This window comes from [Clostridium] scindens, assembly GCF_019597925.1.
In the GTDB taxonomy this organism is placed as follows: domain Bacteria; phylum Bacillota; class Clostridia; order Lachnospirales; family Lachnospiraceae; genus Clostridium_AP.
The window spans coordinates 2,210,363-2,233,002 of sequence record NZ_CP080442.1; the positions used below are offsets into that span (position 1 = coordinate 2,210,363).

Annotated in this window: 21 protein-coding genes, 1 tRNA gene and 1 pseudogene; 6 read left to right on the forward strand and 17 right to left on the reverse strand. The window is 46.9% G+C overall.

The window, feature by feature from the left end:
- Positions 1 to 80: 80 nt before the first annotated feature.
- Positions 81 to 2,747 (reverse strand): translation factor GTPase family protein, encoded by a 2,667-nt coding sequence (locus tag K0036_RS10715; protein ID WP_220429698.1) that lies wholly within the window; start codon positions 2,745 to 2,747, stop codon positions 81 to 83.
- Positions 2,748 to 6,937, reverse strand: a pseudogene (locus K0036_RS10720) (EAL domain-containing protein).
- A gap of 207 nt (positions 6,938 to 7,144) precedes the next feature.
- On the opposite strand from K0036_RS10720, the gene K0036_RS10725 reads away from it, so the two are divergent.
- The 6 genes from K0036_RS10725 (at position 7,145) to K0036_RS10750 (ending at position 11,480) form a co-directional block, all read left to right on the forward strand.
- Positions 7,145 to 7,217 (forward strand) — tRNA-Thr (locus K0036_RS10725).
- Positions 7,218 to 7,402: 185 nt separating this feature from the next.
- A complete protein-coding gene (locus K0036_RS10730; protein ID WP_025643301.1) occupies positions 7,403 to 8,110 on the forward strand; it encodes a response regulator transcription factor in 708 nt (235 codons plus the stop codon).
- A 2-nt stretch (positions 8,111 to 8,112) separates the two neighbouring features.
- A complete protein-coding gene (locus K0036_RS10735) occupies positions 8,113 to 9,036 on the forward strand; it encodes a sensor histidine kinase (RefSeq protein ID WP_220429699.1) in 924 nt (307 codons plus the stop codon).
- Between the two features lie 148 nt (positions 9,037 to 9,184).
- Positions 9,185 to 10,108, forward strand: coding sequence for an ABC transporter ATP-binding protein (locus tag K0036_RS10740; RefSeq protein WP_220429700.1), 924 nt, complete (start codon positions 9,185 to 9,187; stop codon positions 10,106 to 10,108).
- Positions 10,092 to 10,835: an ABC transporter permease gene (locus tag K0036_RS10745; protein ID WP_330627130.1), complete on the forward strand. Its 744-nt coding sequence runs from the start codon at positions 10,092 to 10,094 to the stop codon at positions 10,833 to 10,835. The genes K0036_RS10740 and K0036_RS10745 overlap by 17 nt, the downstream gene beginning before the upstream one ends.
- A 9-nt stretch (positions 10,836 to 10,844) precedes the next feature.
- Positions 10,845 to 11,480 (forward strand): ABC transporter permease, encoded by a 636-nt coding sequence (locus tag K0036_RS10750; protein ID WP_330627131.1) that lies wholly within the window; start codon positions 10,845 to 10,847, stop codon positions 11,478 to 11,480.
- A 133-nt stretch (positions 11,481 to 11,613) separates the two neighbouring features.
- Here K0036_RS10750 and K0036_RS10755 read toward each other — a convergent pair whose 3' ends face one another.
- From K0036_RS10755 to K0036_RS10825, 15 genes are all read right to left on the reverse strand, one after another.
- Entirely contained in the window at positions 11,614 to 12,495 is an 882-nt protein-coding gene (locus tag K0036_RS10755; RefSeq protein ID WP_173694526.1) for a mechanosensitive ion channel family protein, read from the reverse strand.
- Positions 12,496 to 12,512: 17 nt separating this feature from the next.
- On the reverse strand, positions 12,513 to 13,346 hold the full coding sequence (gene pgeF, locus K0036_RS10760) for a peptidoglycan editing factor PgeF (RefSeq protein ID WP_220429703.1): 834 nt from the start codon (positions 13,344 to 13,346) through the stop codon (positions 12,513 to 12,515).
- 24 nt (positions 13,347 to 13,370) lie between these two features.
- Positions 13,371 to 13,727: a YraN family protein gene (locus K0036_RS10765; RefSeq protein WP_173694528.1), complete on the reverse strand. Its 357-nt coding sequence runs from the start codon at positions 13,725 to 13,727 to the stop codon at positions 13,371 to 13,373.
- 18 nt (positions 13,728 to 13,745) lie between these two features.
- Complete coding sequence (locus K0036_RS10770; protein ID WP_173694529.1) at positions 13,746 to 14,405, reverse strand: ribonuclease HII; 660 nt, start codon at positions 14,403 to 14,405, stop codon at positions 13,746 to 13,748.
- On the reverse strand, positions 14,398 to 14,967 hold the full coding sequence (gene lepB, locus K0036_RS10775; protein ID WP_220429704.1) for a signal peptidase I: 570 nt from the start codon (positions 14,965 to 14,967) through the stop codon (positions 14,398 to 14,400). The genes K0036_RS10770 and lepB (K0036_RS10775) overlap by 8 nt, the downstream gene beginning before the upstream one ends.
- 38 nt (positions 14,968 to 15,005) lie before the next feature.
- The gene (gene ylqF / locus K0036_RS10780; RefSeq protein WP_173694531.1) at positions 15,006 to 15,854 is read right to left on the reverse strand and encodes a ribosome biogenesis GTPase YlqF; all 849 of its coding nucleotides are present in this window, start codon (positions 15,852 to 15,854) and stop codon (positions 15,006 to 15,008) included.
- Positions 15,855 to 15,865: 11 nt separating this feature from the next.
- Positions 15,866 to 16,459, reverse strand: coding sequence for a signal peptidase I (gene lepB / locus K0036_RS10785; protein ID WP_173694532.1), 594 nt, complete (start codon positions 16,457 to 16,459; stop codon positions 15,866 to 15,868).
- Between the two features lie 64 nt (positions 16,460 to 16,523).
- Complete coding sequence (gene rplS / locus K0036_RS10790; protein WP_173694533.1) at positions 16,524 to 16,871, reverse strand: 50S ribosomal protein L19; 348 nt, start codon at positions 16,869 to 16,871, stop codon at positions 16,524 to 16,526.
- Between the two features lie 95 nt (positions 16,872 to 16,966).
- Positions 16,967 to 17,701: a tRNA (guanosine(37)-N1)-methyltransferase TrmD gene (gene trmD / locus K0036_RS10795; RefSeq protein ID WP_173694534.1), complete on the reverse strand. Its 735-nt coding sequence runs from the start codon at positions 17,699 to 17,701 to the stop codon at positions 16,967 to 16,969.
- 47 nt (positions 17,702 to 17,748) lie between these two features.
- Positions 17,749 to 18,255, reverse strand: a complete 507-nt coding sequence (gene rimM / locus K0036_RS10800; protein WP_173694535.1) for a ribosome maturation factor RimM — start codon at positions 18,253 to 18,255, stop codon at positions 17,749 to 17,751.
- A 68-nt stretch (positions 18,256 to 18,323) separates the two neighbouring features.
- Positions 18,324 to 18,554, reverse strand: coding sequence for a KH domain-containing protein (locus tag K0036_RS10805; protein ID WP_173694536.1), 231 nt, complete (start codon positions 18,552 to 18,554; stop codon positions 18,324 to 18,326).
- Between the two features lie 24 nt (positions 18,555 to 18,578).
- Complete coding sequence (rpsP, locus tag K0036_RS10810; protein ID WP_004606686.1) at positions 18,579 to 18,824, reverse strand: 30S ribosomal protein S16; 246 nt, start codon at positions 18,822 to 18,824, stop codon at positions 18,579 to 18,581.
- Positions 18,825 to 18,889: 65 nt separating this feature from the next.
- Positions 18,890 to 20,239 (reverse strand): signal recognition particle protein, encoded by a 1,350-nt coding sequence (gene ffh, locus K0036_RS10815; RefSeq protein ID WP_220429706.1) that lies wholly within the window; start codon positions 20,237 to 20,239, stop codon positions 18,890 to 18,892.
- Between the two features lies 1 nt (position 20,240).
- Positions 20,241 to 20,585 (reverse strand): YlxM family DNA-binding protein, encoded by a 345-nt coding sequence (gene ylxM, locus K0036_RS10820; protein WP_220429707.1) that lies wholly within the window; start codon positions 20,583 to 20,585, stop codon positions 20,241 to 20,243.
- A gap of 77 nt (positions 20,586 to 20,662) precedes the next feature.
- Entirely contained in the window at positions 20,663 to 22,555 is a 1,893-nt protein-coding gene (locus K0036_RS10825) for a hypothetical protein (RefSeq protein ID WP_220429709.1), read from the reverse strand.
- Between the last annotated feature and the right edge of the window lie 85 nt (positions 22,556 to 22,640).

Consider the following 22,640-nt stretch of genomic DNA (forward strand, 5'->3'; position numbering starts at 1 on the left):
GCTAAGAGCCCGTTCTATGGCAAGGCAGCAAAAAAGCAGCTGCGGTTTCCCGCAACTGCCATACATATTAAATCGCTTCCTCATTCCGGCATATCTTCGTTACGCATTCTGTCCACATATTCTGTCATCTCATCCGACGCTTCATCAAAAAGATAACGCTTTCCTTTTGAAGTCTTTTCCAGATGTTCTTCCCGCAGTTCTCGTTTCGCCAGCAAGATCTCGTTTTGCAGGCCTTGTGCCGATATCCGGTGCCCGCCCTGCCCCAATATGATCACCTGTTCCAGCGCATCCGACGTGGCAACGGTAACATGGTGTTTACGCCCGATCTTATGCACCGTCTTCTCAATATACTGGTCCGCCGTCTCTGCTTCCTTCGTGTACACCACATAGATATTATGGTATTTGAATATGGTGCCAGGATTTCCTTCCACCTTATAGGCATCAAACACGAGAATCAGCGTCATCTTCCGGAATCCCTGATAATCGCTTAAGATATCCATCAGCTTGTCCCTGGCGCTCATGATATTGTCTTCTGCCAGTTGCTTTAGTTCCTCCCAGGCAAAGATGATATTGTACCCGTCTACCAGCAGATATGCTTCCTCATCTTCTGTTTTTTTCTTTCTGCCAGTACTTTGTCCGGAATAATAGACTTCCGGGCTTCCTGCAATCTTCTTTCGCTGCGGCGCGCTCTTACGTCTGATCGGACCATACGTGCGCTCGAATATCTCCTTTAGTTCTTTCTCATCCCCTAAGATATCCCTGGATTCTTGTCCGGCTGCGTGCTGCGCGCTCCCTGCCGCTTCCTCCCTTTGCTTTTCTTCCTGCGGCCTCCAGCCACTGTCCACATGCATCAGTTCCTCTACCTGATCCCAGCTTGCCACATAGCCTGCCCCGTGGGCGCAGAATACGGAACCTGTAGGATTATCCAGATCGCGCTCCGAGTCATAGCCGATCGCTTCGATCACCTCTTTTGCATTGGCACAAGGAGAATAGCCCTTTAACATGCAGAAAAGCTTTCCTCTGCCCTTGGTATAAGATATGACTTCCGTCTGATAGCCCCGCATTGCAGCCACTGGCGCGCTGCCTGACAGCACCGACATGTCTCCTTCCTTAACAGGCGGATCAAAGCGCCCGTTCATCCTCTGGATATCTGCCATTGCCCGGCCCACATTCTCCGTAGGCACTTCCAGGCGGAATGTATAGTAGGGCTCCAGCAGGATGCTCTGCGCCTTCTTAAGCCCCTGACGCACGGCCCGGTATGTCGCCTGCCTGAAATCCCCGCCTTCCGTATGCTTCTGATGGGCCTTGCCCGCAATCAGCGTGATCTTCATATCCGTGATCGCAGATCCGGTAAGCACCCCCAGATGCTCTTTTTCCTCCAGATGGGTTAAGATCAGTCTCTGCCAGTTGACATCCAGTACATCTGAACTGGCCCCGGACGCGAACACAAGCCCGCTTCCTTCTTCCAGCGGTTCAAGCAGAAGGTGGACTTCCGCATAATGGCGCAGCGGCTCGAAGTGCCCCACGCCTTCCACCGGGCAGCGTATGGTTTCCTTGTACACGATGCTGCCCGTATCAAACTGCACGGCCATCCCAAACCGGTCCCAGATCAGCCTTTTTAATACGTCTATCTGGACTTCTCCCATCAGTTTCGCATGAATCTCTCCCAGCCTTTCGTTCCAGACAATATGAAGCTGAGGCTCCTCTTCTTCCAGCATTTTAAAATTCCTGAGGCTGGCCTGTACATCGGCATCTTCCGGCAATACGATCCGATACGTCAATACTGGCTCCAGCACCGGCATATCCGAAGCACTTTCATAGCCCAGCCCCTGGCCGGGATAGGTGTGGTCAAGCCCGGTGACCGCGCACACCATTCCTGCTTCCGCTTCCATCGCCAGTTCATGCTTATTCCCGGAATAAATGCGGATCTGGTCTGCTTTGCCTTCCCCGATCACATCTTTTACCCTTAGTCTTCCACCCGTAATCTTCAGATACGTCAGCCTGGCTCCCTGGCTATCCCTTGCGATCTTATAAACCTTAGCCCCGAATTCGTCCGGATATTTCTTTGCTGTCGTATATGCCGCAAGCCCTTCTAATAATTCCTCCACCCCGGTCAGCTTTAGGGCAGATCCAAAATAGCAGGGGAATACTTTCCGCTCTTCGATCAGCCTGGCAATGGACTTCGTCTCAAGATGTCCGTCTGCCAGGTAGTGTTCCAGCGCCCTCTCGTCGCATAGCGCCACCTGCTCATAAAACTCCTGCTTCTCCCCTTCCTGCCCAAAGTCTATGCACTCTCCGCCAAACCTGGCATGGATCTGTTCCAGAAGGCTGCCCCGGTCTGTTCCTTCCTGATCCATCTTATTGATAAACAGGAAGGCTGGGATTCTATATCGTTCCAGGAGCCGCCACAGCGTCTCTGTATGTCCCTGAATGCCGTCCGCGCCGCTGATCAATAAGACGGCATAGTCCAGCACCTGGAGCGTACGCTCCATCTCCGCCGAAAAGTCCACATGTCCCGGCGTATCCAGAAGCGTTATCTCCATATCGCCCGCATGAAATACCGCCTGCTTGGAAAAGATGGTAATTCCTCTCTCCTTTTCCAATTCAAACGTATCTAAAAAAGCATTTCCATGGTCTACCCTGCCAAGTTTCCGCAGGCTGCCGCAAAGGTACAGCATTCCTTCCGACAAAGTGGTCTTCCCTGCATCCACATGGGCCAAAATACCTAAAACAATTTTTTTCTTCATCTATCTGTCTTCCCTGCTTGCTAGTTCATATCGTATTTCTTTCATTGATGAATCATATTTCCTATAGGAGCTTTTCCCGTCTAATTTGGCGGTAAACAGAGCAATATCCGCCTTTCTGTATAGTTCGTCAAATTCTCTGCCTTGCACCGGAATCATAACATATCCCGCCGAAATCGTAAACGTGATCTTCCTTATGCCATTATCATAAGTCGTAATCATAGAGCCTATTATCTGCTCCAGCTTCTTATCTACATCAGATTCCCGGATTCCTTTGCAAAGGACGAGAAATTCATCTCCGCCGATCCGGCAGATAATATCCCTTTCCCGGAAGAATTTTTTAACTTTCCTGCATTTTCCGTAATCATAGCATCGCCATATGCGTGACCGAAGACATCGTTTGCAAGTTTGAAATTATCCAGGTCAAACATCAGAAGCGCCGCCGTCTCATCTTCCTCCATCTTCTTCAGGTAATTCTTGATCTTTGGAATCGCCGCCTGCCGGGTATACAGGCCTGTCAGTCCATCACGCTGAAGTTCCTTGATATTCTTACTATTTTCAAGGGCTTCCAGCTTCTGTTCCGTAATATCAATGTAATATCCAACGGCGCGGATCGTATTTCCATTCGGATCCCGGATCGGAGTACAGACTGCCCGGATCCACTCCACCCTTCCATCCGGCGCTGTAAGCAGCAGCTCGCAGCCCAGATTCTTCTTCTCAGATCCATGGCGGATTTCTTCTATGTATTCCCAATACCGCTTCTTGTCCTTTTCTCCAAGATACCCCTTGTCCTTATAAGCTTCTGGAAAATGATCAATGATTTTCCGTGTGCCCTTTATACCCAGAATCTTTGTGATCAGACTCTGCTCACAAGTATTATCCAGGGTCAGACGGTGGTTTTTAATATCCCAGTCCCAACTGTTGATTTCTGCCTGTCTCAGGACGTTTTCCAGTTTTTCGCCCAGCAGCCGCAATTCCTCTTCCCTCTTCTTATTCGCGGTAATATCGCTCAGGACGCAAAGATATTGAATGCCGTACGGTCCGTCGGCTATATGCCTGCCTTCAATCGAGATAAAATATTCCCTGCCTTCCTGGGCGGACATCCGTATCACTTCCCGGAAACTTTCCCGATTCAAAACAGCCCGGTACATGCTTTCCTTTACCTTCAGAGCCTCTTTTCTTAAAGTGGCGTCACGGAATTTTAATTCATTCAGGGTTCTTTCGCATTCTTCTTTTGTATATCCCATTTTATCAAAAAGTCCGTTGGCAATCACTCTGAACTTCGGGTGATTTTCCTTCCATTCCAATAAAATGATATTCTCTGGAGTATTGTCTATCAAAAGACGCATATCTTCCATCTGTTTCAGGAGCCTTTCATTATAGCTTGCAAGCCCCTGCTGTGCAGTCATGGCCTCCGATATATCAATGCACACGCTGATAATCGCAAGCCTCCCGTCCTCTGCCTGGACGACTTTGCCTCGGTCCAGGACCCAGATCCAGGTTCCGTCTTTTTTCGGCATCCTGTAAGAAGTCGTATATTCCAATCCGGCATAATATTGCGGTCCTATATCTCTTGCCACGTTTTCGCGGTCCTCCGGATGGATCGTATGGATCACCTGATACTGGATGGCCTCCGCAAACTCTGTATAGCAATCGTAGCCAAGCAGCCTTACCATCTCGGAATTGGCAAAGTATAGCGGAAAGCCGTCCTCGCAATATCCGCCAATCATGCCGCCGGGCATCATCTGGTATGCCTCCAGCTGTCTTTCCCTGTCCCTCTGCTTGGTCACATCCGTTATGGAAGCATAATACAGATGCTTCCCTCCCTGCTCCTTCAGGTAATAGGCATGAATCTGCAGCCAGATTTCCGAGCCGTCGGCACGAATCTTGCGCACGACATCCGCTGCTCCTTCTAACTGGTTCTGATATGCTCTTCGGAAGATATCCAGCATTCGTTCCTTATCATCCGCATGGACTCCGTCCAGTATCCTGTCTTTGCCAGCCGCAAGTTCTGACGGATTGCTGCCAATGATCCTGTAATACTTTTCATTGACACGCACCACCTCTATCTGGGTATCCGATACGCTGTAAAACGCAATTCCGCCCAGAATATTATTCATTACATTGGAGATAAATGCATCTTCGTCCATCAAGTCCTTGATTTTAATATCTTCAATCTGCGCGGCCTTCATCCCTGCAAAGTCTATTTTGCTTTCATCTGCCATCAATTCCTCCAGTTCTTCCACTGGCATTGGATGGTAGAAATAATAACCCTGACCATACACGCAGCCTATTTCCAGCAGGATATCCACCTGTTCCTTATTCTCTACGCCTTCTGCGATCATCCGAAGTCCCATGAGCCTCGCCATGCTGGTGATCGTCTCCAGGATTCCGACGCCCTTCCCAGCGCTCTGCTCATTCATAGCAAGAAATTCCATATCCAGCTTCAGTATGTCTACCGTCACGTCTTTGAGCATATTCAAAGAGGAATACCCATTTCCGAAATCATCCATCAGCACCGTAAAGCCTGCGCTTCTAAGCCGCTCCACTACTTCTGTGATGATCTGATATTCTTCTGCATATGCCGTCTCCGTAATCTCAATTTCCAGGAGTTTTGGCGGAAGGGAGTATTTCTCTACTAATCCTTCAAAGACTTCTACGATATCAAGCGTATAGATATCTACCCTCGATACATTGACGGAGATCGGAATCGCCTTGTGCCCCCGCCGAATCCAGCTGCTAAGCAGACTACAGACCTTCTCCCAGATATACCGGTCCACATTGGATATAAATCCATTTCTCTCAAGCAGCGGAATAAACTCCCCCGGACTGACCACTCCTTTTTCAGGATGTATCCATCTTACCAAAGCCTCCAGCCCTACGATCTTTCCGGACACCATGTCGCATTTGGGCTGGACGTAGCAGGTGATCTCTTCCTGCTCCAGGGCTTTTTGAATCTCTGATAGCATCTTATGGTTATCTTCCATCTTCTGCTTCATTCCCGCATCATACCAGCAGATACGTCTCGCATAGTTGCCTTTTACCGAATCAAGGGCAATCGTAGCCAGATCGTACATCGTATTGACAGGAATCGACCGATCCTTAATCTCGTAGACGCCAAAGGCAGTAAGAAAGCCTGCATTTCCTTTATCCTGGCGAATATACCGGCAGATTCTCTGCTGCAGGCCCTCCAGCCTCTCCCGGTCATCCGGGAGGATGACGCAGAAATCATCCGCGCCCATATACCCTGCTATTCCATCGGCCCTGGCCTCTTCTTCCAGATATGCGCTGATATTTTTAAGAAACTGATCCCCGGCTTCCATCCCGTACCATTCGTTAAACAATTTGAAATGTTCTATGTCAACGGCTACCAGGCAGTACTTCTGATCTCCCGCATTTTTAAGAAAGGCCTTTGCCGCATCCCAAAAAGTATTTCTCCGATACAGCCCGGTCAAGGGATCAAAGACTTCTTCCTTTCCAAGATCAAGATATTTTTTTTGCTCGTCAATATCCTGGATAAAGCACATAACGATAATATCGGAATCCTGATCCTGCCTGACTGGCACCACCTTTTCTACAACCCAGCAATATCCGCCTCTTTCCAGCCTTTTGCGGAATTCCCCATGGAGAATCTTCTCTTCATTCCTATTCATCCGCTCTGTAATGTCGTCCAGATTCCAAAACTTAAGGAATGCTTCCCGGTCATCCGGATGTACCATGCCTTCCGATTCTTTGGCAAACAGTCTGCTTAAGCACCCCTCTTCGGCAGGAATCACATATTTTCCTTCCTTGTGGTAGAGAATCTTGTATGTATCTTCGGTAAGGTTCAATTCAAACAATTCATCGTAGGCAGAATCATTGGTAAGGTTATACAGCAGATTTTTATTTCCCTCATGAATAGACTTTGCCATCAGCATATGGCATTGCCCCGCACCTGGCCAATCCACCTGTCCTGTACTTACTTCCACCCATCTTTGGAGATTCTTATTATAGAATATAACACTGTCGGCATTCTCCTCGAAAAGCGGACATTTCTCGCACGGCGTATCTTCAGCGCTCAGTGCCTGATAACAGTATTCGCCGCATCTTAATTCCGGAAACTTGCTTTTAAGCGTCTGGTTAAAATATTGTATCTTATAATCATTATCCACTACATATATGCTATTTTTTGAACCGCCTGAAAATGTACCCATAACTACATCTATCTCCTTCGCTTCCGCATTTTCTGTATATGAACAACTAAATTTATTATAGTCTTTTTTTTATGCCCAAGTCAATATTCTTACAATTTTATCAGACATTTCACTCAAAAAACTAACTTTTAAACTTTTTAAAAAAGTTCTTGCAAATATTGTAAAATTCGTTATAATATTACTTGTGGCTGTTACAAAACGGCACGCGCTGGAATAGCTCAGTCGGTAGAGCACTTCACTCGTAATGAAGGGGTCGTCGGTTCAAATCCGATTTCCAGCTTTTAATCAAAAATAGCGCTCGTCTTAAAAATAAGATTATGAAATGAGTTGATAAATGAATAGTTCTTCATTTATCAACTCACTTTTTTGCATATATAAAGACTGTAACTGCTATGGAAACTGTGTCTGTGGACACATATAGCATCATTGCGTAATTGAACATTATCCAAGAATAGGAGCTGCAATATGAATCGGGTTTTAATCATTGATGATGATAAAGAACTTTGTGCTTTAATGAAAAAATGTATCGAGCAAGAAAATTTAACCGCTTTAGTAGCATATTGCGGGGCCGAGGGGTTGCGCCTCGTTGATGAAAATAAAGATGACCGTTCTCTTACTCTTATAATTTTAGACATCATGCTGCCAGATATAGACGGGTTTCAAGTTCTGAAAAAAATCAGGGAAGGAAATAACCTCCCCATACTTATGCTGACAGCCAAAAACAGCGAAGATGATAAAGTTTCCGGACTGCGGCTAGGCGCAGACGATTATCTGACTAAGCCTTTTAGCATCAATGAACTTATGGCACGTGTCAATTCTCTAATTCGGCGCTACACGGCATTAAATCCAACTTTTTCTGTAGAAACAGAGTGTCTGGCGTTAAAAGGCATGACGATCGACAAGGCAGATCGGATTGTTAAAGTGAATGATGTCCCTGTTGAACTTACCAGCAGGGAATTTGATTTGCTGGCCTTCCTTGCTTCCAACAAAGGACGAATCTTTACAAAAAAGCAAATTTATACGCAAGTATGGGAAAATGAGTATGCGTTCGATGATAGCAATATTATGTCTTTTATCAGCAAATTGCGTAAAAAGATTGAGCCAGACCCTGACAATCCGTTTTATATTTTGACAGTCCGGGGCGTTGGCTATCGTTTTAACAAGGAGGCTTAAGTATGGCCATCAATCATTATCTTCTTGCAGGCCTTGTGTCTGCCCTGGCTATCATCCTGTATCTTGCCTTGAAGCTATACCACGTCCGGGAACAGATTGCATTTATCAAAGACGTATTGGAAGATTTAAAAAAAGGGAACTTAAACAGACGTATTCTGACACACAAAAAAGACATGGCAAGGCAAATCTGTTATGACATAAATCAAATCGCAATAAACAGCCAGTCACAGCTTATTCGCCAAAAGCAATCAGAACAGGCGTACAAACGATTAATGACAAGCCTTTCTCATGATGTTAAAACCCCTCTTGCTTCTTTGGTTGGATATCTGGAGGCCATTGAAAGCCAGATTGTGATTGGAGAAGAAAAAGACGCATATATCCATGTTGCATTTGAAAAATCCCAACACCTGAAACATTTTGTAGAAGATTTGTTTGAATGGGTAAAATTAGACTCAGGAGAACAGGCTTTCCATTTCGAAAAAACCGATTTGAATGAACTGTCCCGCAATATACTGGCTGATTGGGTTTCTGTCTTAGAAGGCTGTCATTTTAAATATGAAATTGACATCCCCGAGAAAGAGTGTTTCATACGCATTGACGCAAACGCATATACCCGTATCATCAACAATCTGCTGCAAAATATTATTGTTCATAGTGAGGGCGATGAAGTCATGCTGCGCGTTCTGGACGATCAGCAGCAAGTACAAGTCATAATCAAAGATAACGGGAAGGGTATTCCTTCTGATCATCTTCCACATATCTTTGAGAGATTATATCAATGTGATGATTCACGTTCTGCTACAGGAAATGGATTGGGGCTTGCAATTGCAAAAGAACTTGTCCACATACACAAAGGAACTATTGTCGCAGACAGTACCCCTGGCGCTGGAACAGAATTTATCATATCCTTACCGAAAGCCCTGTAGAAATACGGGGCTTTTTGTTATGAAAGCAAGACAAAAACAAGATTCTGGCAAGGTTTTGGCAAGGTTCTTACGATATAATCCCTATTGTAAATGGCAATGCGATTCGTCTGCCATATTACAGGACAGTATATGAAAGCGAGGTATTTATATGAATGATACTGTGATCAAAACAATACAGCTGACAAAAAAATATGGGAATCAGACTGTGGTAAACAAGGCAAATCTCCATGTAAAACAAGGACGGATTTACGGACTATTAGGGCGCAATGGTGCCGGTAAAACAACGATAATGAAAATGATTTTGGGATTGACCCCTATTACCTCCGGAAATGTGGAGGTGTTTGGAATGAACATTATTGGTAAGGAAAAAAGAATTTATCCCCGTATTGGCGCTATTATAGAAACTCCGGGATTTTATCCTAACCTGACAGGAACTGAAAATTTAGAGATCTTTGCCAGACTGCGGGGTACCGCTTTCCCGAATGCCGTAAAGAACGCATTGGAAACCGTTGGCCTGCCTTATAAAGATAAAAAAACATTTGGCAAGTATTCTCTTGGTATGAAGCAGCGTCTTGGTATCGCCAATGCTATTCTTCATGACCCGGAACTTTTAATTCTAGATGAACCGACTAACGGTCTTGACCCCATTGGCATTGTCGAGGTCAGAGAGTTTATTAAAAAACTAAGTAACGAATATGGAAAAACGATCCTGATATCCAGTCATATTCTTCCAGAAATATCATTACTGGCCGATGATATCGGAATCATTGACAAGGGCGTTCTCTTGGAAGAAAGTAGTATGAGCGAATTAGAAAGACGCAATCGTAAATATATTTCATTACAAGTTTCAGATATTCCTAAAACAACGATGATATTGGAGCGCCAATATCACGTGACAGATTATTCCGTTCAGGATGAGCAAACGATATGGATCTATGATGTTGATTTGAATATGGGGGAAATCAATAAAACTCTTATTATGCAAGATATAACGGTAATCAGTTCTGGAATTCGTAATGATACATTAGAAGATTATTTTAAAAAGATCACAGGAGGTGAGGGAATTGCTTAAACTGGTTAAAATTGAATTTTATAAGCTGCGCCGTAAGAAACTCATTTGGCTTATGCTGCTATCTGCATTTGTTATGCCCTTCTTTGCCTTTCTGTATTTCGGTTATTTGGGCCAGACAGACATCGCCCCTGCCATCTTTTATAAATGGTCTGCTTTTGGATTTACGCTGTTCATTATCCTGCCGTTTATTTTAGGCTTATTTGGCACTATGCTCATGCACGACGAAAATAGATACGATATGCTAAAACAGCTTTGGATTGTTCCAGTAAGCAAAATGGGATATTTTTTCAGCAAGTTCTTCGTCGTGCTAATTTATTCTATCTGCTTTATGCTTATAAATGCATTTGCTTCCGTATTATTCAGCGTAATTCCTAATTATGTATCATTTGACTGGGGCAGTATAATGTTCCTATTGGAAAGGTGCATCGAAATTGCTGTACTAGCTGCATTTGCGGTCCTTCCAATCTTGGCAGTCTCTGCTTCGCAAAAAGGGTACCTTTTCCCTGTCGGCGTTACATTGGTTTATGTTTTTGCCGGATTTTTAATAACTCCGGTAAATTCCTTCTTGCACCCACTATCTTGCATTCTTGTTATTATCGCAAGAAATTGGGCAATTTCAGATCTTGCACTTCCACAGGCTCATATTCCTCTTGCATTTGCCAGCATATGCATATGGAGCATCCTATCAGTTTTACTTGCAAATATTAAATTAGGCAAGAGAAAGTGAGGTGGAAACATGCGCATATTATTATGGGCGGAATTTCAAAAACTCCGTCGCTCCAATATAATTCTGTTCACTATTTTTGCAGCAATTTTAATAGCGGTTATTGTTTTTATATGCGGGCTGACAACTTTTTCCGACGACCAATTAACAGCAAATACCGTCGGCTGGTATATGACGATCACACAGGTACTGGCAACGATATTCGTTCTTCCTTCTGTAATCGCTCTTTTGGGAAGCTATATGATTTGCCGCGAAGAACAGGACGATACAATTAAGTCTTTGCGGCTTATTCCCATAAATGAAGCAAGATTGACCGTTGCAAAAATGATGGTTACTTTTATTTTCAGCGTTTTAGTCTATTTATTGCTCTTTATGATTACATTTTCAGCAGAGGCTGTTCTACACTTTTCCGATTTATCTTTCGGAATGATTCTTAATTTCTTGAAAATGTATCTTTTAGATGGTATCGGCGTGTTTCTGGCTGTTGCGCCTATTATTGCACTGGCGCCGTATTTAAAAAAAGAGTTACTGGCTCTCATTGGTATTAGCCGAAATATACTCATTTGCAGGAATGTTCATGAGCATGTCCAATATGCTGAAAACATTTTATCCTATTACAGCAATATTTGGTGTTTCCGGCTATTATGATACAGCAACTCAAGATTGGATTTATAGTTTCATTGTATTATTGGCATGCGGCTGTCTTTCGGTTCTTCTTTTGAATGGCTTAAACCATAAGAAGAAAGGATAGGCGAGCAAGGAAGATTGAACCGGCTGCCTCTCAATTTCCTTTAGGCATATGGACCGTCAGCTGCGGATATGGTATCTCCACGCCATGCTCGTCAAGCGTCAGCTTGATGGTCTCCAAAAGCCGCCATCTGGTAGGCCAGAATTCCTCGTTCTTCACCCATGCCCTGGCGCCGATCACGACGGCGCTGTCTGACAGATCATCCACAAACACCACGATCTCATCATCTTTCAGGATGCTCTCATCCTGGCGTATAATATTTTCAATCAGCATCTTCGCCTTTTTAAGATCCGCGCTGTAGGAAATGGATAGTTTCAGGTCCAGCCGCCTCTCATCCTTTGCCGTGGCATTGGTAAGGCTGTTGTTGGTCAGCATTCCGTTCGGTATCACGATCGTCTTGTTGTCAATGGTGCTGAGTTTAGTATAAAATATCTGAATTTCCTTAACGGTTCCTTCCTTTCCGTTGGAATCCTCAATGATGTAATCTCCCACTTCAAATGGCTTCAACAGAAGGATCAGCACTCCGCCGGCAAAGTTAGACAGGCTTCCTTGGAGGGCAAGGCCGATCGCCACGCCGCCGGATGCGATCAATGCCGCCACGGATGTGGTATCTACGCCAAATTTGGATGCAATGCTGAAGATAAGCAGAAAGTACAGCGCGAATTTTAACACGGAATCTACGAACTGCTCCACGCCTTTATCCGCGCTGGACCTCTCGATGGAACGCCTTACGATCTTGCGGATCCATTTGATCAGGATCCGGCCGATAAAGAAGAATACCAGGGCCAGAAGAACCCGGATTCCAAAGCCGATCAGCGTCGGGATATTGTCTTGTATATATTGGGCAAAACGGCTGACTTCTTTCACCGTCTGCTGGGTCACTTCGGTAACTTCGTTGGTCGTCTCTGTTGTCATATTTATCCTCCTTGTCTCTACTTTAAGGCAAGAAATGCGCTAAGATTGCCCCTCTTCTCTCCTGTAGCCCGGTGCGAGAACAGCACCTCCTGATTGCAATGGGTGCACAGGTTGGTAACCGCGAGATTCTCTCTGCGGATTCCCGTTTCCAGAAATACCTCTTCGTTGGCCCGCCACAGGTCCAGCTGGTACTTTCCATTTTCTTTTCTATAGAACAGTTTGGGCCAGACCGCCTCATTAAAGCTGTCTCGGAATCTGTCGATTACATCCTCGCTGACCTCATAGCAGTCCTGACAGATGGAGGGGCCGATGGCTGCAACGATATCTTCCGGCCTTGAGCCATATTCCCTCATCATAGCCTGCACGGTGACCTTTCCCATCTTGCCCACCGTTCCTCTCCATCCGGAATGGCTCAGGCCAATGGCCTTTTTTACCGGATCCACCAGAAAGAGCGGCACGCAGTCCGCATAGAAGGTTACCAGGCAGATCCCCGGCACATTGGTCACCATGCCGTCCGTTTCCAGAAACCTCCGCCCTCTGTCTTCTGCCCGGACGACTGCCACATTGGTGGTGTGTGTCTGATGCGTGTAGGTCATATCCTCCGGCCGCACGCCGATGGCCGCCCCGATTCTGCGCCGATTCTCAGCCACCGCCTCAGGGTCGTCGCCCCTGGTGGTGCTGATGTTCATGGTGGCACAGCTGCCTGTGCTGACTCCTCCCAGTTTCGTCGAAAACCCATGCTTTACTGCGCCGGTTTCCTCAAGCAGCGGGTAGGAAAGGTATGGAACCCCATTTACCACATTCTCGTCAAATATATGTTCCTCATTCTTATAGGTTAAGCCTAATCTCATGATTCTATCCTCTTCCTTGTCATGCTAGCCAATATAGTCAAACGCGTTCTTGTATAAAGTGATCTCGTCTCCTTCTATGCTGACCACGTCAAAACGGCATTCGATTCCCTGAAGTCCCTTAGCGGCAAGGTAGTACAGGGCGCATTTTGAGATGATTCTCTGCTTCTTTTCATCCACGGCCTCTGCCGGATGTCCGCTTCCCGGGCCGCTGCGGTATTTTACCTCGCAGAATACGAGGCATTTTCCGTCTCTTGCTATAATGTCAATCTCGCCCATCCTGCACCGGAAGTTATACTCCTGTATTACATATCCTTTGGCTTCCAGGTAAGCGCCGGCCTTTCTTTCATATTCTGTGCCGATCTTTCGTGTATTGTATCCCATACTGCCGCCTTCTTCTCGCTATACAAAGTTCTTAATAAATGTAGCCCTGTGGATCGGGGAGGGCCCCAATTCCCTAATTCCCGCAATGTGCGCCTTTGTCCCATATCCCTTATTGCTGGCAAAGTCGTAGCCCGGCAGCACCTGGTCATATTCTACCATCAGCCTGTCCCTGGTTACTTTTGCGATAATGCTGGCCGCCGCTATGGAAACGCTTTTGGCATCTCCCTTGATGATCGGGACTTGCGGGATGGCCACCTGCGGGATGGTAACGGCATCATTCAGCAGGATATCCGGCTGCACCTTAAGATTGGAGATCGCCATGCGCATTGCCTCATATGTGGCCTGCAGGATATTGATCTCATCGATCCTGGCCGGTCCTACGATGCCGATGCCTGTGGCAACCGCCCTCTCCATAATCTCCTCATACAGCGCCTCCCGCTTCTTTTCCGAGAGTTTCTTGGAATCATTCAGATACAGGATCGGATTGTCTTTAGGCAGGATCACCGCGCCTGCCACAACTGGCCCTGCAAGCGGCCCCCTGCCTACTTCATCAATTCCGCATATATACTGGCACGCCCCGTATTCCTTCTCATATACGCTCATAGCCTCGGTGCGCGCCCGTTCCTTTTCCAGCCTCTCCTGCTGCTTTCTAAGCCTTTCCTCTTCCCGTTTATTCATGCTTGATCACTCCCATTTTATCAAATGGATAGATGCGGATCCAGGCTCTTCCCATCAGGTCCTTCCTCTTCAGAATTCCTACGCTTGGATCCCGGCTGTCAGAACTGTGGTTCCGGTTGTCCCCCAGGACAAAATACTCATCCTCTCCCAGGGTGATCGGCTCGGCAGCAATTCCCGCCGACTCCATTACTTCCGCGCCATAAATGTCGCCTGCAAGCTGTTCCCCATTGATATACGTATACCCGTCGATCACCTGGACCGTCTCTCCAGGAAGTCCGATGATGCGCTTGATATAGTATGTATTTTCCTCATATTTATAAGGAAATACGATAATATCATACCGCTTCGGCTCCTTGAAATGATAGGTCAGCTTATCTACGATCAAGTTGTCTCCATTGCTCAGCGTCGTCTCCATGGATGAGCCGCTGACTCTTGTTCTCTGCCCTACAAAAGTGATAATCAAGTAAGTAAGGCCAATGATAATCAGTATATATAGAAGCCATCCTCCCAGTTCCCGGAAAATGCTTCTTTCTTTCGTCTCTTCTCTTGTGCGTCTTGCCATCTGCTGCAATCCCCTTTCTGACTCCTCACTAGATTCTATCACACTTCCTGCGGATATTCCAGTGTAAGCCTTCCCAGTTTTCCATTCCGGAAATCATCCAGCAAAAGGAGTGCCGCCTTTTCCGTGTCCAGCTCGCTGCCCTTCAAGAGACAGTTTCTGCTTCTTGCGATGCCGGCAAGCAGGACGTAGGCGTCGTCTGATGGTTCCACGCCATATTTTTCTTCCAGCACGCCCGGATAGTTCGCGTTCAGGAACTTGATCAGCTCGGCTGCCAGTTCTTCCGTATTCAGGATCTCGTCTTTGATGGAGCCGATAAAGGCCAGTCTCAGTCCCACTTCCTGATCTTCAAACTTCGGCCAGAGGATTCCCGGCGTATCCAGAAGTTCCACCTGCTTATTCAGGCGGATCCACTGCTTACCCTTGGTTACTCCCGGCTTGTTCCCGGTCTTTGCGCAGGCCTTCCCCGCCAGCGCATTGATAAAGGTGGATTTCCCCACATTGGGAATTCCCACTACCATGGCCCTAACCGGACGGTTGAGGATCCCTCTCTTCCGGTCCCGTTCCATCTTCTCTTTGCAGGCCTCCTGGATAACGCCCTGGATGGACTTTAATCCGCCGCCTTTTTTGGAGTTCACTTTGACAACGAAGAACCCCTTCTCCCTGAAGTATTCCGCCCAGGCATCATTCCACTTATCCTCTGCCAGATCGGCCTTATTCAGAAGAATCAGCCTCGACTTGTTCTTACCCAATTCATCAATATCCGGATTCCTGCTGCTCACCGGAATTCTGGCGTCCACCAGCTCGATTACCAGATCAATTAATTTTATATTCTCCTGCATCATACGCTTTGCTTTTGTCATATGACCCGGATACCATTGAAAATGCATACATTATCTCCTTATCTAATCAATCCAAAATCTTTCTTCGGGGATATGGTAAGCCATGCTTTCCCATATATATACTCCCGCTTTACATTGCCCACATCCGCATTCCTGCTGTCCTCGCTATTCTGGCGGTCATCCCCCAGCACAAAATACTCATCTCCTGCCAGATGTATCTTCTCATTGGCAATTCCCACATCGTCTATATCCGTCGTCTTATAATCCTCTTCCAGCTTCTCCCCGTCAATATAGATCCGGTTCTCGATAATCTCAACCGTCTCTCCCGGAAGCCCTACGATTCTTTTGATGTAATAGTGGGCATTTTCATTCCCTTTGGGCTTGAATACGATAATATCGCCTCTTTTGGGAGTCGTGGCATTGTATACGATACGGTTCACAAGGACGACATCGCCATTATGAAGCACCGGGTTCATAGAATCCCCTACGGTGCTGACTCTCTGGCCGAAATACCAGACAGCCACGAAAGCCAGAAGGCATACGATGGCAATCTTGAATATCCAGATTCCGACAGCCGGAAGATATTCAAGGTTGATGCGGATTCTTTTTCTTCTTGGCCTTGAAAATCCCAGGCCCTTTCGTCTTCGTCTCATATTTTCCCCTTAAAACAGAAAAAGGACAATATACAATATGTACTTGTCCTTTTCTCATTGTCTCTTATTTTACTAATTCTTTTACTTTGGCTCTCTTGCCGACACGGTCTCTTAAGTAGTTCAGTTTCGCTCTTCTTACCTTACCTCTTCTAACTACTTCGACTCTCTCAACATTTGGTGAGTGTACCGGCCAAGTCTTCTCAACACCGATTCCGTTAGAATTCTTTCTTACGGTAAATGTCTCTCTTGCTCCGCCGCCCTGTCTCTTCAGTACGGTTCCCTCAAATACCTGGATTCTCTCGCGAGCGCCTTCTTTGATCTTTCCGTATACCTTTACCGTATCTCCAACATGGAACTCCGGAGCCTGCTCTTTTAACTGCTCGGCTTCAATATTCTTAATAATATCGTTCATTCTGTGTGACCTCCTTATTTACTTGGATGTTCTTAATACATGCGTACCAGAGGACCATCTCTCTCTTCACAACATGCTATAGTTTAGCATATTTATCAATCTATTGCAAGACTTTTCTTGGCAATTTCCAGTTCTTTCTCCGTCAGATTCGCCTTTTCAAGCAGATCCGGCCGGTTCTTTGCCGTGCGTATGATGGACTGTTCCCTTCTCCATGCTTCGATGTTGGCATGATGCCCGGAGAGAAGCACCTGAGGCACCTGCTTCTCATGCCATATCTCCGGCCTCGAATACTGGGGATACTCCAGCAGATTGTCCTGGAAGCTTTCGAACTCTGCGGACACATCATTATGCAGCACGCCGGGCACCAGCCTTGAGATGGCATCTACCATGATCATTGCAGGCAACTCGCCTCCGGTCAGCACATAATCGCCTATGGACACATAATCTGTCACGATCTCTTCCAGTACCCTCTCGTCGATGCCTTCGTAATGTCCGCACAATAGCACCAGTTCTTCTTCCCTGGCATACTCCTCGGCCATCGTCTGGCAGAACGTCCTGCCCTGGGGCGACAGATACACGACTCGCGGACGCTTCCCGCTTTTCTGGCAGATTGCCTCATAGGTCTGATAGACCGGCTCCGCCTGCATCAGCATCCCGGCCCCGCCTCCATAGGGATAGTCGTCCACGCTGTTGTGCTTATTATACGCATAATCTCTTATATTAACCGCGTCAATGCTAAGCAGGCCCTTTTCTATCGCCCTGCCGGTAATGCTGGTGTTCAGGCCATTCATTACCATGTCAGGAAATAACGTCATAATATAAAAATGCATGTTTCCTATCTCCTTAAATCACTTCGTCTATGCCTTTGACCGCAGGCTTATACAAGGCCTGCCATCACATGAATCTTCATCTGCCTGCCGGGGATGTCCACCTCCAGGATACACTCCTTGATCGCCGGAACCAGCACTTCCCCGCCATCAGATCGCTCGATCACATAGACATCATTGGCGCCTGTCTCCATTACATCCTTAAGGGTCCCAAATTCTTCCCCTTCATCCGTGATGACCTTCATGCCGATCATATCGGCAATGAAATATTCATCCTCTTCCAGTTCTACCGCGTCTTCGCGCTTTACATAAAGCGGACATCTCTTATATCTTTCTACATCGTTTATATTATCAATGCCTTTAAACTTCAGGATGACAAACTGTTTAAAAAATTTCACCCCTTCGATCTCCAAAGACAATGTCTCTTTCCCTGTATCCAGCATCACATCCTTCAGTTCCCTGAATCTCTGCGCGTCATCCGTGGTCGGAAACACTTTGACCTCCCCGCGGATTCCATGCGTAGACGTAATGACGCCAACCTGTAATAACTCTTCCATATGAATCTCCTCTTTCCGGGACGAATAAGGACAGGCCTGTCCCCAAGTCTGTCCCGCTCATATTCGTATTAATCCATGATATCTACGATAACTTTCTTATCTTCCTTCGCAGCCGCTGCCTTTACCACAGAGCGGATTGCTTTGGCGATACGTCCCTGCTTTCCAATCACCTTGCCCATATCGGAATCGGCAACATGTACTTCCAGGATCGTCGTCTTCTTATCCTCGCGCTCATTGACAACAACGCTGTCAGGATCGTCGACCAGCGCTTTCGCGATAACCTCAACTAATTCTTTCATATCGTGCACCTCCAAAGGCATGTCTTATTTCTCAATGCCAGCTGCTTTAAGAATCTTGCTTACTGCTTCTGTAGGCTGTGCACCATTGCTTAACCACTTCTTAGCTGCTTCCTCGTCAACCTTGATTGCGCTAGGATCACAGTTCGGATCGTAAGTGCCGATCTCATCGATGAACTTGCCATCTCTTGGTGATCTGGAATCAGCAACGATGATTCTATAGAAAGGAGCCTTCTTCTGTCCCATTCTTCTTAATCTGATTTTTACTGCCATAGTATTTCACCTCCATAATATTTTTTCATTATCTATATAACGCGCGTCTGCGCGGTATACCAACTTTAGAACGGCAGGCGGAACTTTCCTTTTCTGCCGCTTTTTCCTACCATCTTCATCATCTTCTTCATCTCGCCGAATTGCTTGACCATCCGGTTGACTTCGCTGATGTCTACCCCTGCTCCTCTTGCAATCCTGTGCTTTCTGGAAGGATTCAGAAGATCCGGATTCCTTCTTTCCTCGGGCGTCATGGAATAGATCATGGCCTCCATCCTTGCCATATTCTTCTCTGCCTGGGCCGTCTGGTCGTCGTCCAGATCCTTCATCTTGCCCATGCCTGCGCCCAGCGCGGGCATCATGCTCATGATACTGCCAAGGCCGCCCATGTTCTTCATCTGCTTTACGCTTTCCAGATAATCTTCAAAATCGAACTGGGCTTTTTTCAATTTCTGGGACATCTGCTTTGCTTTCTCTTCATCGATCTCGGCCTCTGCCTTCTCGATCAGGGTGAGCACGTCTCCCATTCCCAGAATACGGGATGCCATTCGGTCCGGATAGAACTGTTCCAGATCTGAGAGTTTCTCTCCCATACCAACATATAGAATCGGCTTTCCGGTAACTGCCTTTACAGACAGCGCCGCGCCGCCCCTTGTATCGCCGTCAAGCTTGGTGACGATGACTCCGTCTACGCCAATCTTTTCATTAAACTCTTTGGCTACGTTCACCGCGTCCTGGCCTGTCATGGCATCGATCACCAGAATTGTCTGATGGACATTCACCGCGTCCTTGATCTCTGCCAGTTCCGCCATCATGTCTTCATCAATGTGAAGGCGTCCGGCTGTATCCAGGATCACGATCCGGTTGCCGTTCTTCTGCGCATGCTCGAGCGCCGCTTTGGCAATGTTGGCCGGCTTATGGCTCTCGCCCATGGCGAACACTTCCACACCCTGCTTCTCGCCGTTAACCTGCAGCTGCTTGATCGCCGCCGGACGGTATACGTCGCAGGCCACCAGAAGAGGGTTCTTGCCCTTTACCTTATACTTCCCTGCCAGTTTGGCAGTGGTCGTCGTCTTACCAGCGCCCTGAAGGCCCGCCATCATGATAACCGTGATGGCGCTTCCCGGCTGAAGCGCGATCTCCGTAGTCTCGGAGCCCATCAGCTTCACCAGTTCTTCGTTGACGATCTTGATCACCATCTGGCCCGGATTCAGCCCGTTCATCACATCCTGGCCTATGGCCCGCTCCTGAACGTTCTTAATAAAATCCTTAACAACCTTGAAGTTGACGTCCGCCGCAAGCAGCGCCCTCTTGATCTCTTTGAGGGCTTCCTTTACATCATCTTCGGTCAGTCGGCCTTTGCTTCTTAAGTTCTTGAAAATGTTCTGAAGTTTTTCTGTCAAACTGTCAAATGCCATTCTACAACTCCTCTATGATCTCGCCGGATATCCTGCGGATCTTCTCTATAATCTCATGGATATCGCTTTCTTGATATCCATCCAGCAAATCGTCAATCTGCTTCACCTTATCCTTGATCGCCACGAATTTTGCTACCAGCTGCAGCTTATCTTCGTAGTCCTTAAGCGTCTGGTTGCATCTCTTGATCAAGTCATGCACGCCCTGGCGGCTGATACCTGCCTCTTTCGCAATCTCTCCCAAGGATAGGTCTTCCAATACGAACTGTTCATAGATTTCCTTCTGATGCTCGGTCAGAAGTTCTCCATAAAAATCGTATAGCAATGCCTGTTCTAATATCTCATTCATTTTCTCACCTGTGTTATCATATAACAAAAAAATAAGGGTGTCAAGTATTTTTTCTTGACACCCTGAAAATCTTTTTATTAATTGCTTCCGTCTCCGGCTGCATCTTCTTTTTCATTCTTCTTTTTCCAGAAGAAGTATCCTGCGATACCGATCATTGCCAGCAGCGCCGCAAGGATTACGCCCGTCGTAACCGGATGGCTTGCTGCCGCCCCAAGGATTCCTCCTTTTGAGCCGTCGATATTGGCAAGCGGCACATCCTCGTCCTCAGAAGTCACCAGGCCGTTATCGTCTTCATCATCTGTCTGGGTATTGGCAAGCGGCACGCCTTCGTCATTTAAAGTCACCGTTGTGCCTGTGGTCGCATTGGTCAGCACCGTCGCCGTCTGCGTCCCGTCATCCACCAGGTTCTCGGAAGTCACCACATCCTCCTGCGTTACCACGGTATCCACATTCTGCTCATCGTTGACGTCCCTGTAATAGATGGTATAGGTTCTCTGGGCAGAGTAGAAATCATGATTCACTACATCGCTCTGTCCGCTCAGCCTTACATACCGCTTCCCGTTCGCCTCATAATTCTGGGGAGAAGCAACCTGCGCGCTTCCTGCTTCCGCCGTCACGGCAGTCTTATCTGTATAAAGCATGGTATTATCTGATACGCTCATATACTGGATCGTCAGGTCATAGGATGCCGGAAGCTCGCTGCTTTCCTGATGGTAATAAATGTTCTGGATCCGGCTTCCCTGGTTATAGGTGTGGGTATACTCTCTTTCCATCTTGCTGTCCAGAAGATACTTCACTCCGTCCGCTTCAATCTCAGTGGCTGCCTTATAAGCCTCCGTAGTTCCCGCGTCCACCATCTTTACTTCTTCTTTCAGGATCTTGCCTGTCTCGGCATCGATCAGGCGGATTGACCATTCATAAGGCTCTTCCTCGGCATACTTCTGATATCCCACTGTATAGAGACGTTCTTCACCCTTCGGAGCCTGGGTAATGGTCGCATTGCTGACTACTTTGTAATAAGTCTCGCTTCCTGCTTCCTGATTTCTGATTCTGATCGTCTGCGGCGCGTTAAAAACATAGTCGCTGTCTGCATTGGTATCCTGTGTAAAATAGGTGTTTCCAAGGAATGTGACCGGCTTGCCGGCTGCATCCACTTCCCAATATTCTACGGTCACCGTATAAGGTCCCTCTTCCTGCTGTGATACGGAGCGGTAAGAAATCTCGTAATCCAAGACATCATCCATATAACTGATGGTCAGGCTTCCGGTGAGCGTGTCATCAATCTCATATTTGCGTCCGTTTACTTCCAGTTCGCCTGGCAGATCGAAAGTCACCTGACCTTTTCCCTGGTTATAGGCAATGGACTTGGACTGCCTCTTCAGGACATTTCCATATTCATCTACGAATGCGACGGATGCGGACACCGGGCCCGGATCATATGCCACGTAATTGAAACTGTAGTTTTCCGTCCCATATGCCACCGTTCTGGATGCATTCTCTGAGGCTGCCAGCTGCCACTCATTTCCATTTGCGTCTACATAGAAGGAATCGGCAACAAACTCAAAGGAGTCTCCCTGCTGGATTACTCCGGTCTCAACCACCTCGCTTCTTCCTCCCAGGTTGTAGGATACGGTATAGTTATGCTCTCCTGAACTGACTACATAGGCATATTCATTTCCTGAAACATCGCCTGTTACGATCAATTCAAGATATAAAGACTTATCCGCGGTGATCGTCGTGCTCCCGCCTGGCGCAACCTGCTGTTCGGACCCATATCTGGAACCGCCTACCACGTATACGTCGCACCATACGGTCTCGCTGCTTCCATTCGAGATGTAGAAGGCCTGTGATCCGCCGCTCATTCCCCAGCTGGCGCTTACGCCCCCGGCTGCTTTTACTTCCTGTGACGGGAGGCCGATGCCGATAAGCATTGCCAGCACCATAATAAATGCTAATATTCTTTTCTTCATTATTCTTTCCTCCTGTTCGACTTATATGAAAGGTTTTGTAATCTGTTTTATATCTATACCATAATATGGCACCGTCACACCACCG

Excerpts from the sequence above, each read along its gene's own strand:
- K0036_RS10715 (WP_220429698.1), bottom strand. The coding sequence starts at position 2,747 with ATGAAGAAAAAAATTGTTTTAGGTATTTTGGCCCATGTGGATGCAGGG.
- K0036_RS10730 (WP_025643301.1), top strand. The coding sequence starts at position 7,403 with ATGAATCGGGTTTTAATCATTGATGATGATAAAGAACTTTGTGCTTTA.
- K0036_RS10735 (WP_220429699.1), top strand. The coding sequence starts at position 8,113 with ATGGCCATCAATCATTATCTTCTTGCAGGCCTTGTGTCTGCCCTGGCT.
- K0036_RS10740 (WP_220429700.1), top strand. The coding sequence starts at position 9,185 with ATGAATGATACTGTGATCAAAACAATACAGCTGACAAAAAAATATGGG.
- K0036_RS10750 (WP_330627131.1), top strand. The coding sequence starts at position 10,845 with ATGCGCATATTATTATGGGCGGAATTTCAAAAACTCCGTCGCTCCAAT.
- K0036_RS10755 (WP_173694526.1), bottom strand. The coding sequence starts at position 12,495 with ATGACAACAGAGACGACCAACGAAGTTACCGAAGTGACCCAGCAGACG.
- pgeF (WP_220429703.1), bottom strand. The coding sequence starts at position 13,346 with ATGAGATTAGGCTTAACCTATAAGAATGAGGAACATATATTTGACGAG.
- K0036_RS10765 (WP_173694528.1), bottom strand. The coding sequence starts at position 13,727 with ATGGGATACAATACACGAAAGATCGGCACAGAATATGAAAGAAAGGCC.
- K0036_RS10770 (WP_173694529.1), bottom strand. The coding sequence starts at position 14,405 with ATGAATAAACGGGAAGAGGAAAGGCTTAGAAAGCAGCAGGAGAGGCTG.
- lepB (WP_220429704.1), bottom strand. The coding sequence starts at position 14,967 with ATGGCAAGACGCACAAGAGAAGAGACGAAAGAAAGAAGCATTTTCCGG.
- ylqF (WP_173694531.1), bottom strand. The coding sequence starts at position 15,854 with ATGCATTTTCAATGGTATCCGGGTCATATGACAAAAGCAAAGCGTATG.
- lepB (WP_173694532.1), bottom strand. The coding sequence starts at position 16,459 with ATGAGACGAAGACGAAAGGGCCTGGGATTTTCAAGGCCAAGAAGAAAA.
- rplS (WP_173694533.1), bottom strand. The coding sequence starts at position 16,871 with ATGAACGATATTATTAAGAATATTGAAGCCGAGCAGTTAAAAGAGCAG.
- trmD (WP_173694534.1), bottom strand. The coding sequence starts at position 17,701 with ATGCATTTTTATATTATGACGTTATTTCCTGACATGGTAATGAATGGC.
- rimM (WP_173694535.1), bottom strand. The coding sequence starts at position 18,255 with ATGGAAGAGTTATTACAGGTTGGCGTCATTACGTCTACGCATGGAATC.
- K0036_RS10805 (WP_173694536.1), bottom strand. The coding sequence starts at position 18,554 with ATGAAAGAATTAGTTGAGGTTATCGCGAAAGCGCTGGTCGACGATCCT.
- rpsP (WP_004606686.1), bottom strand. The coding sequence starts at position 18,824 with ATGGCAGTAAAAATCAGATTAAGAAGAATGGGACAGAAGAAGGCTCCT.
- ffh (WP_220429706.1), bottom strand. The coding sequence starts at position 20,239 with ATGGCATTTGACAGTTTGACAGAAAAACTTCAGAACATTTTCAAGAAC.
- ylxM (WP_220429707.1), bottom strand. The coding sequence starts at position 20,585 with ATGAATGAGATATTAGAACAGGCATTGCTATACGATTTTTATGGAGAA.
- K0036_RS10825 (WP_220429709.1), bottom strand. The coding sequence starts at position 22,555 with ATGAAGAAAAGAATATTAGCATTTATTATGGTGCTGGCAATGCTTATC.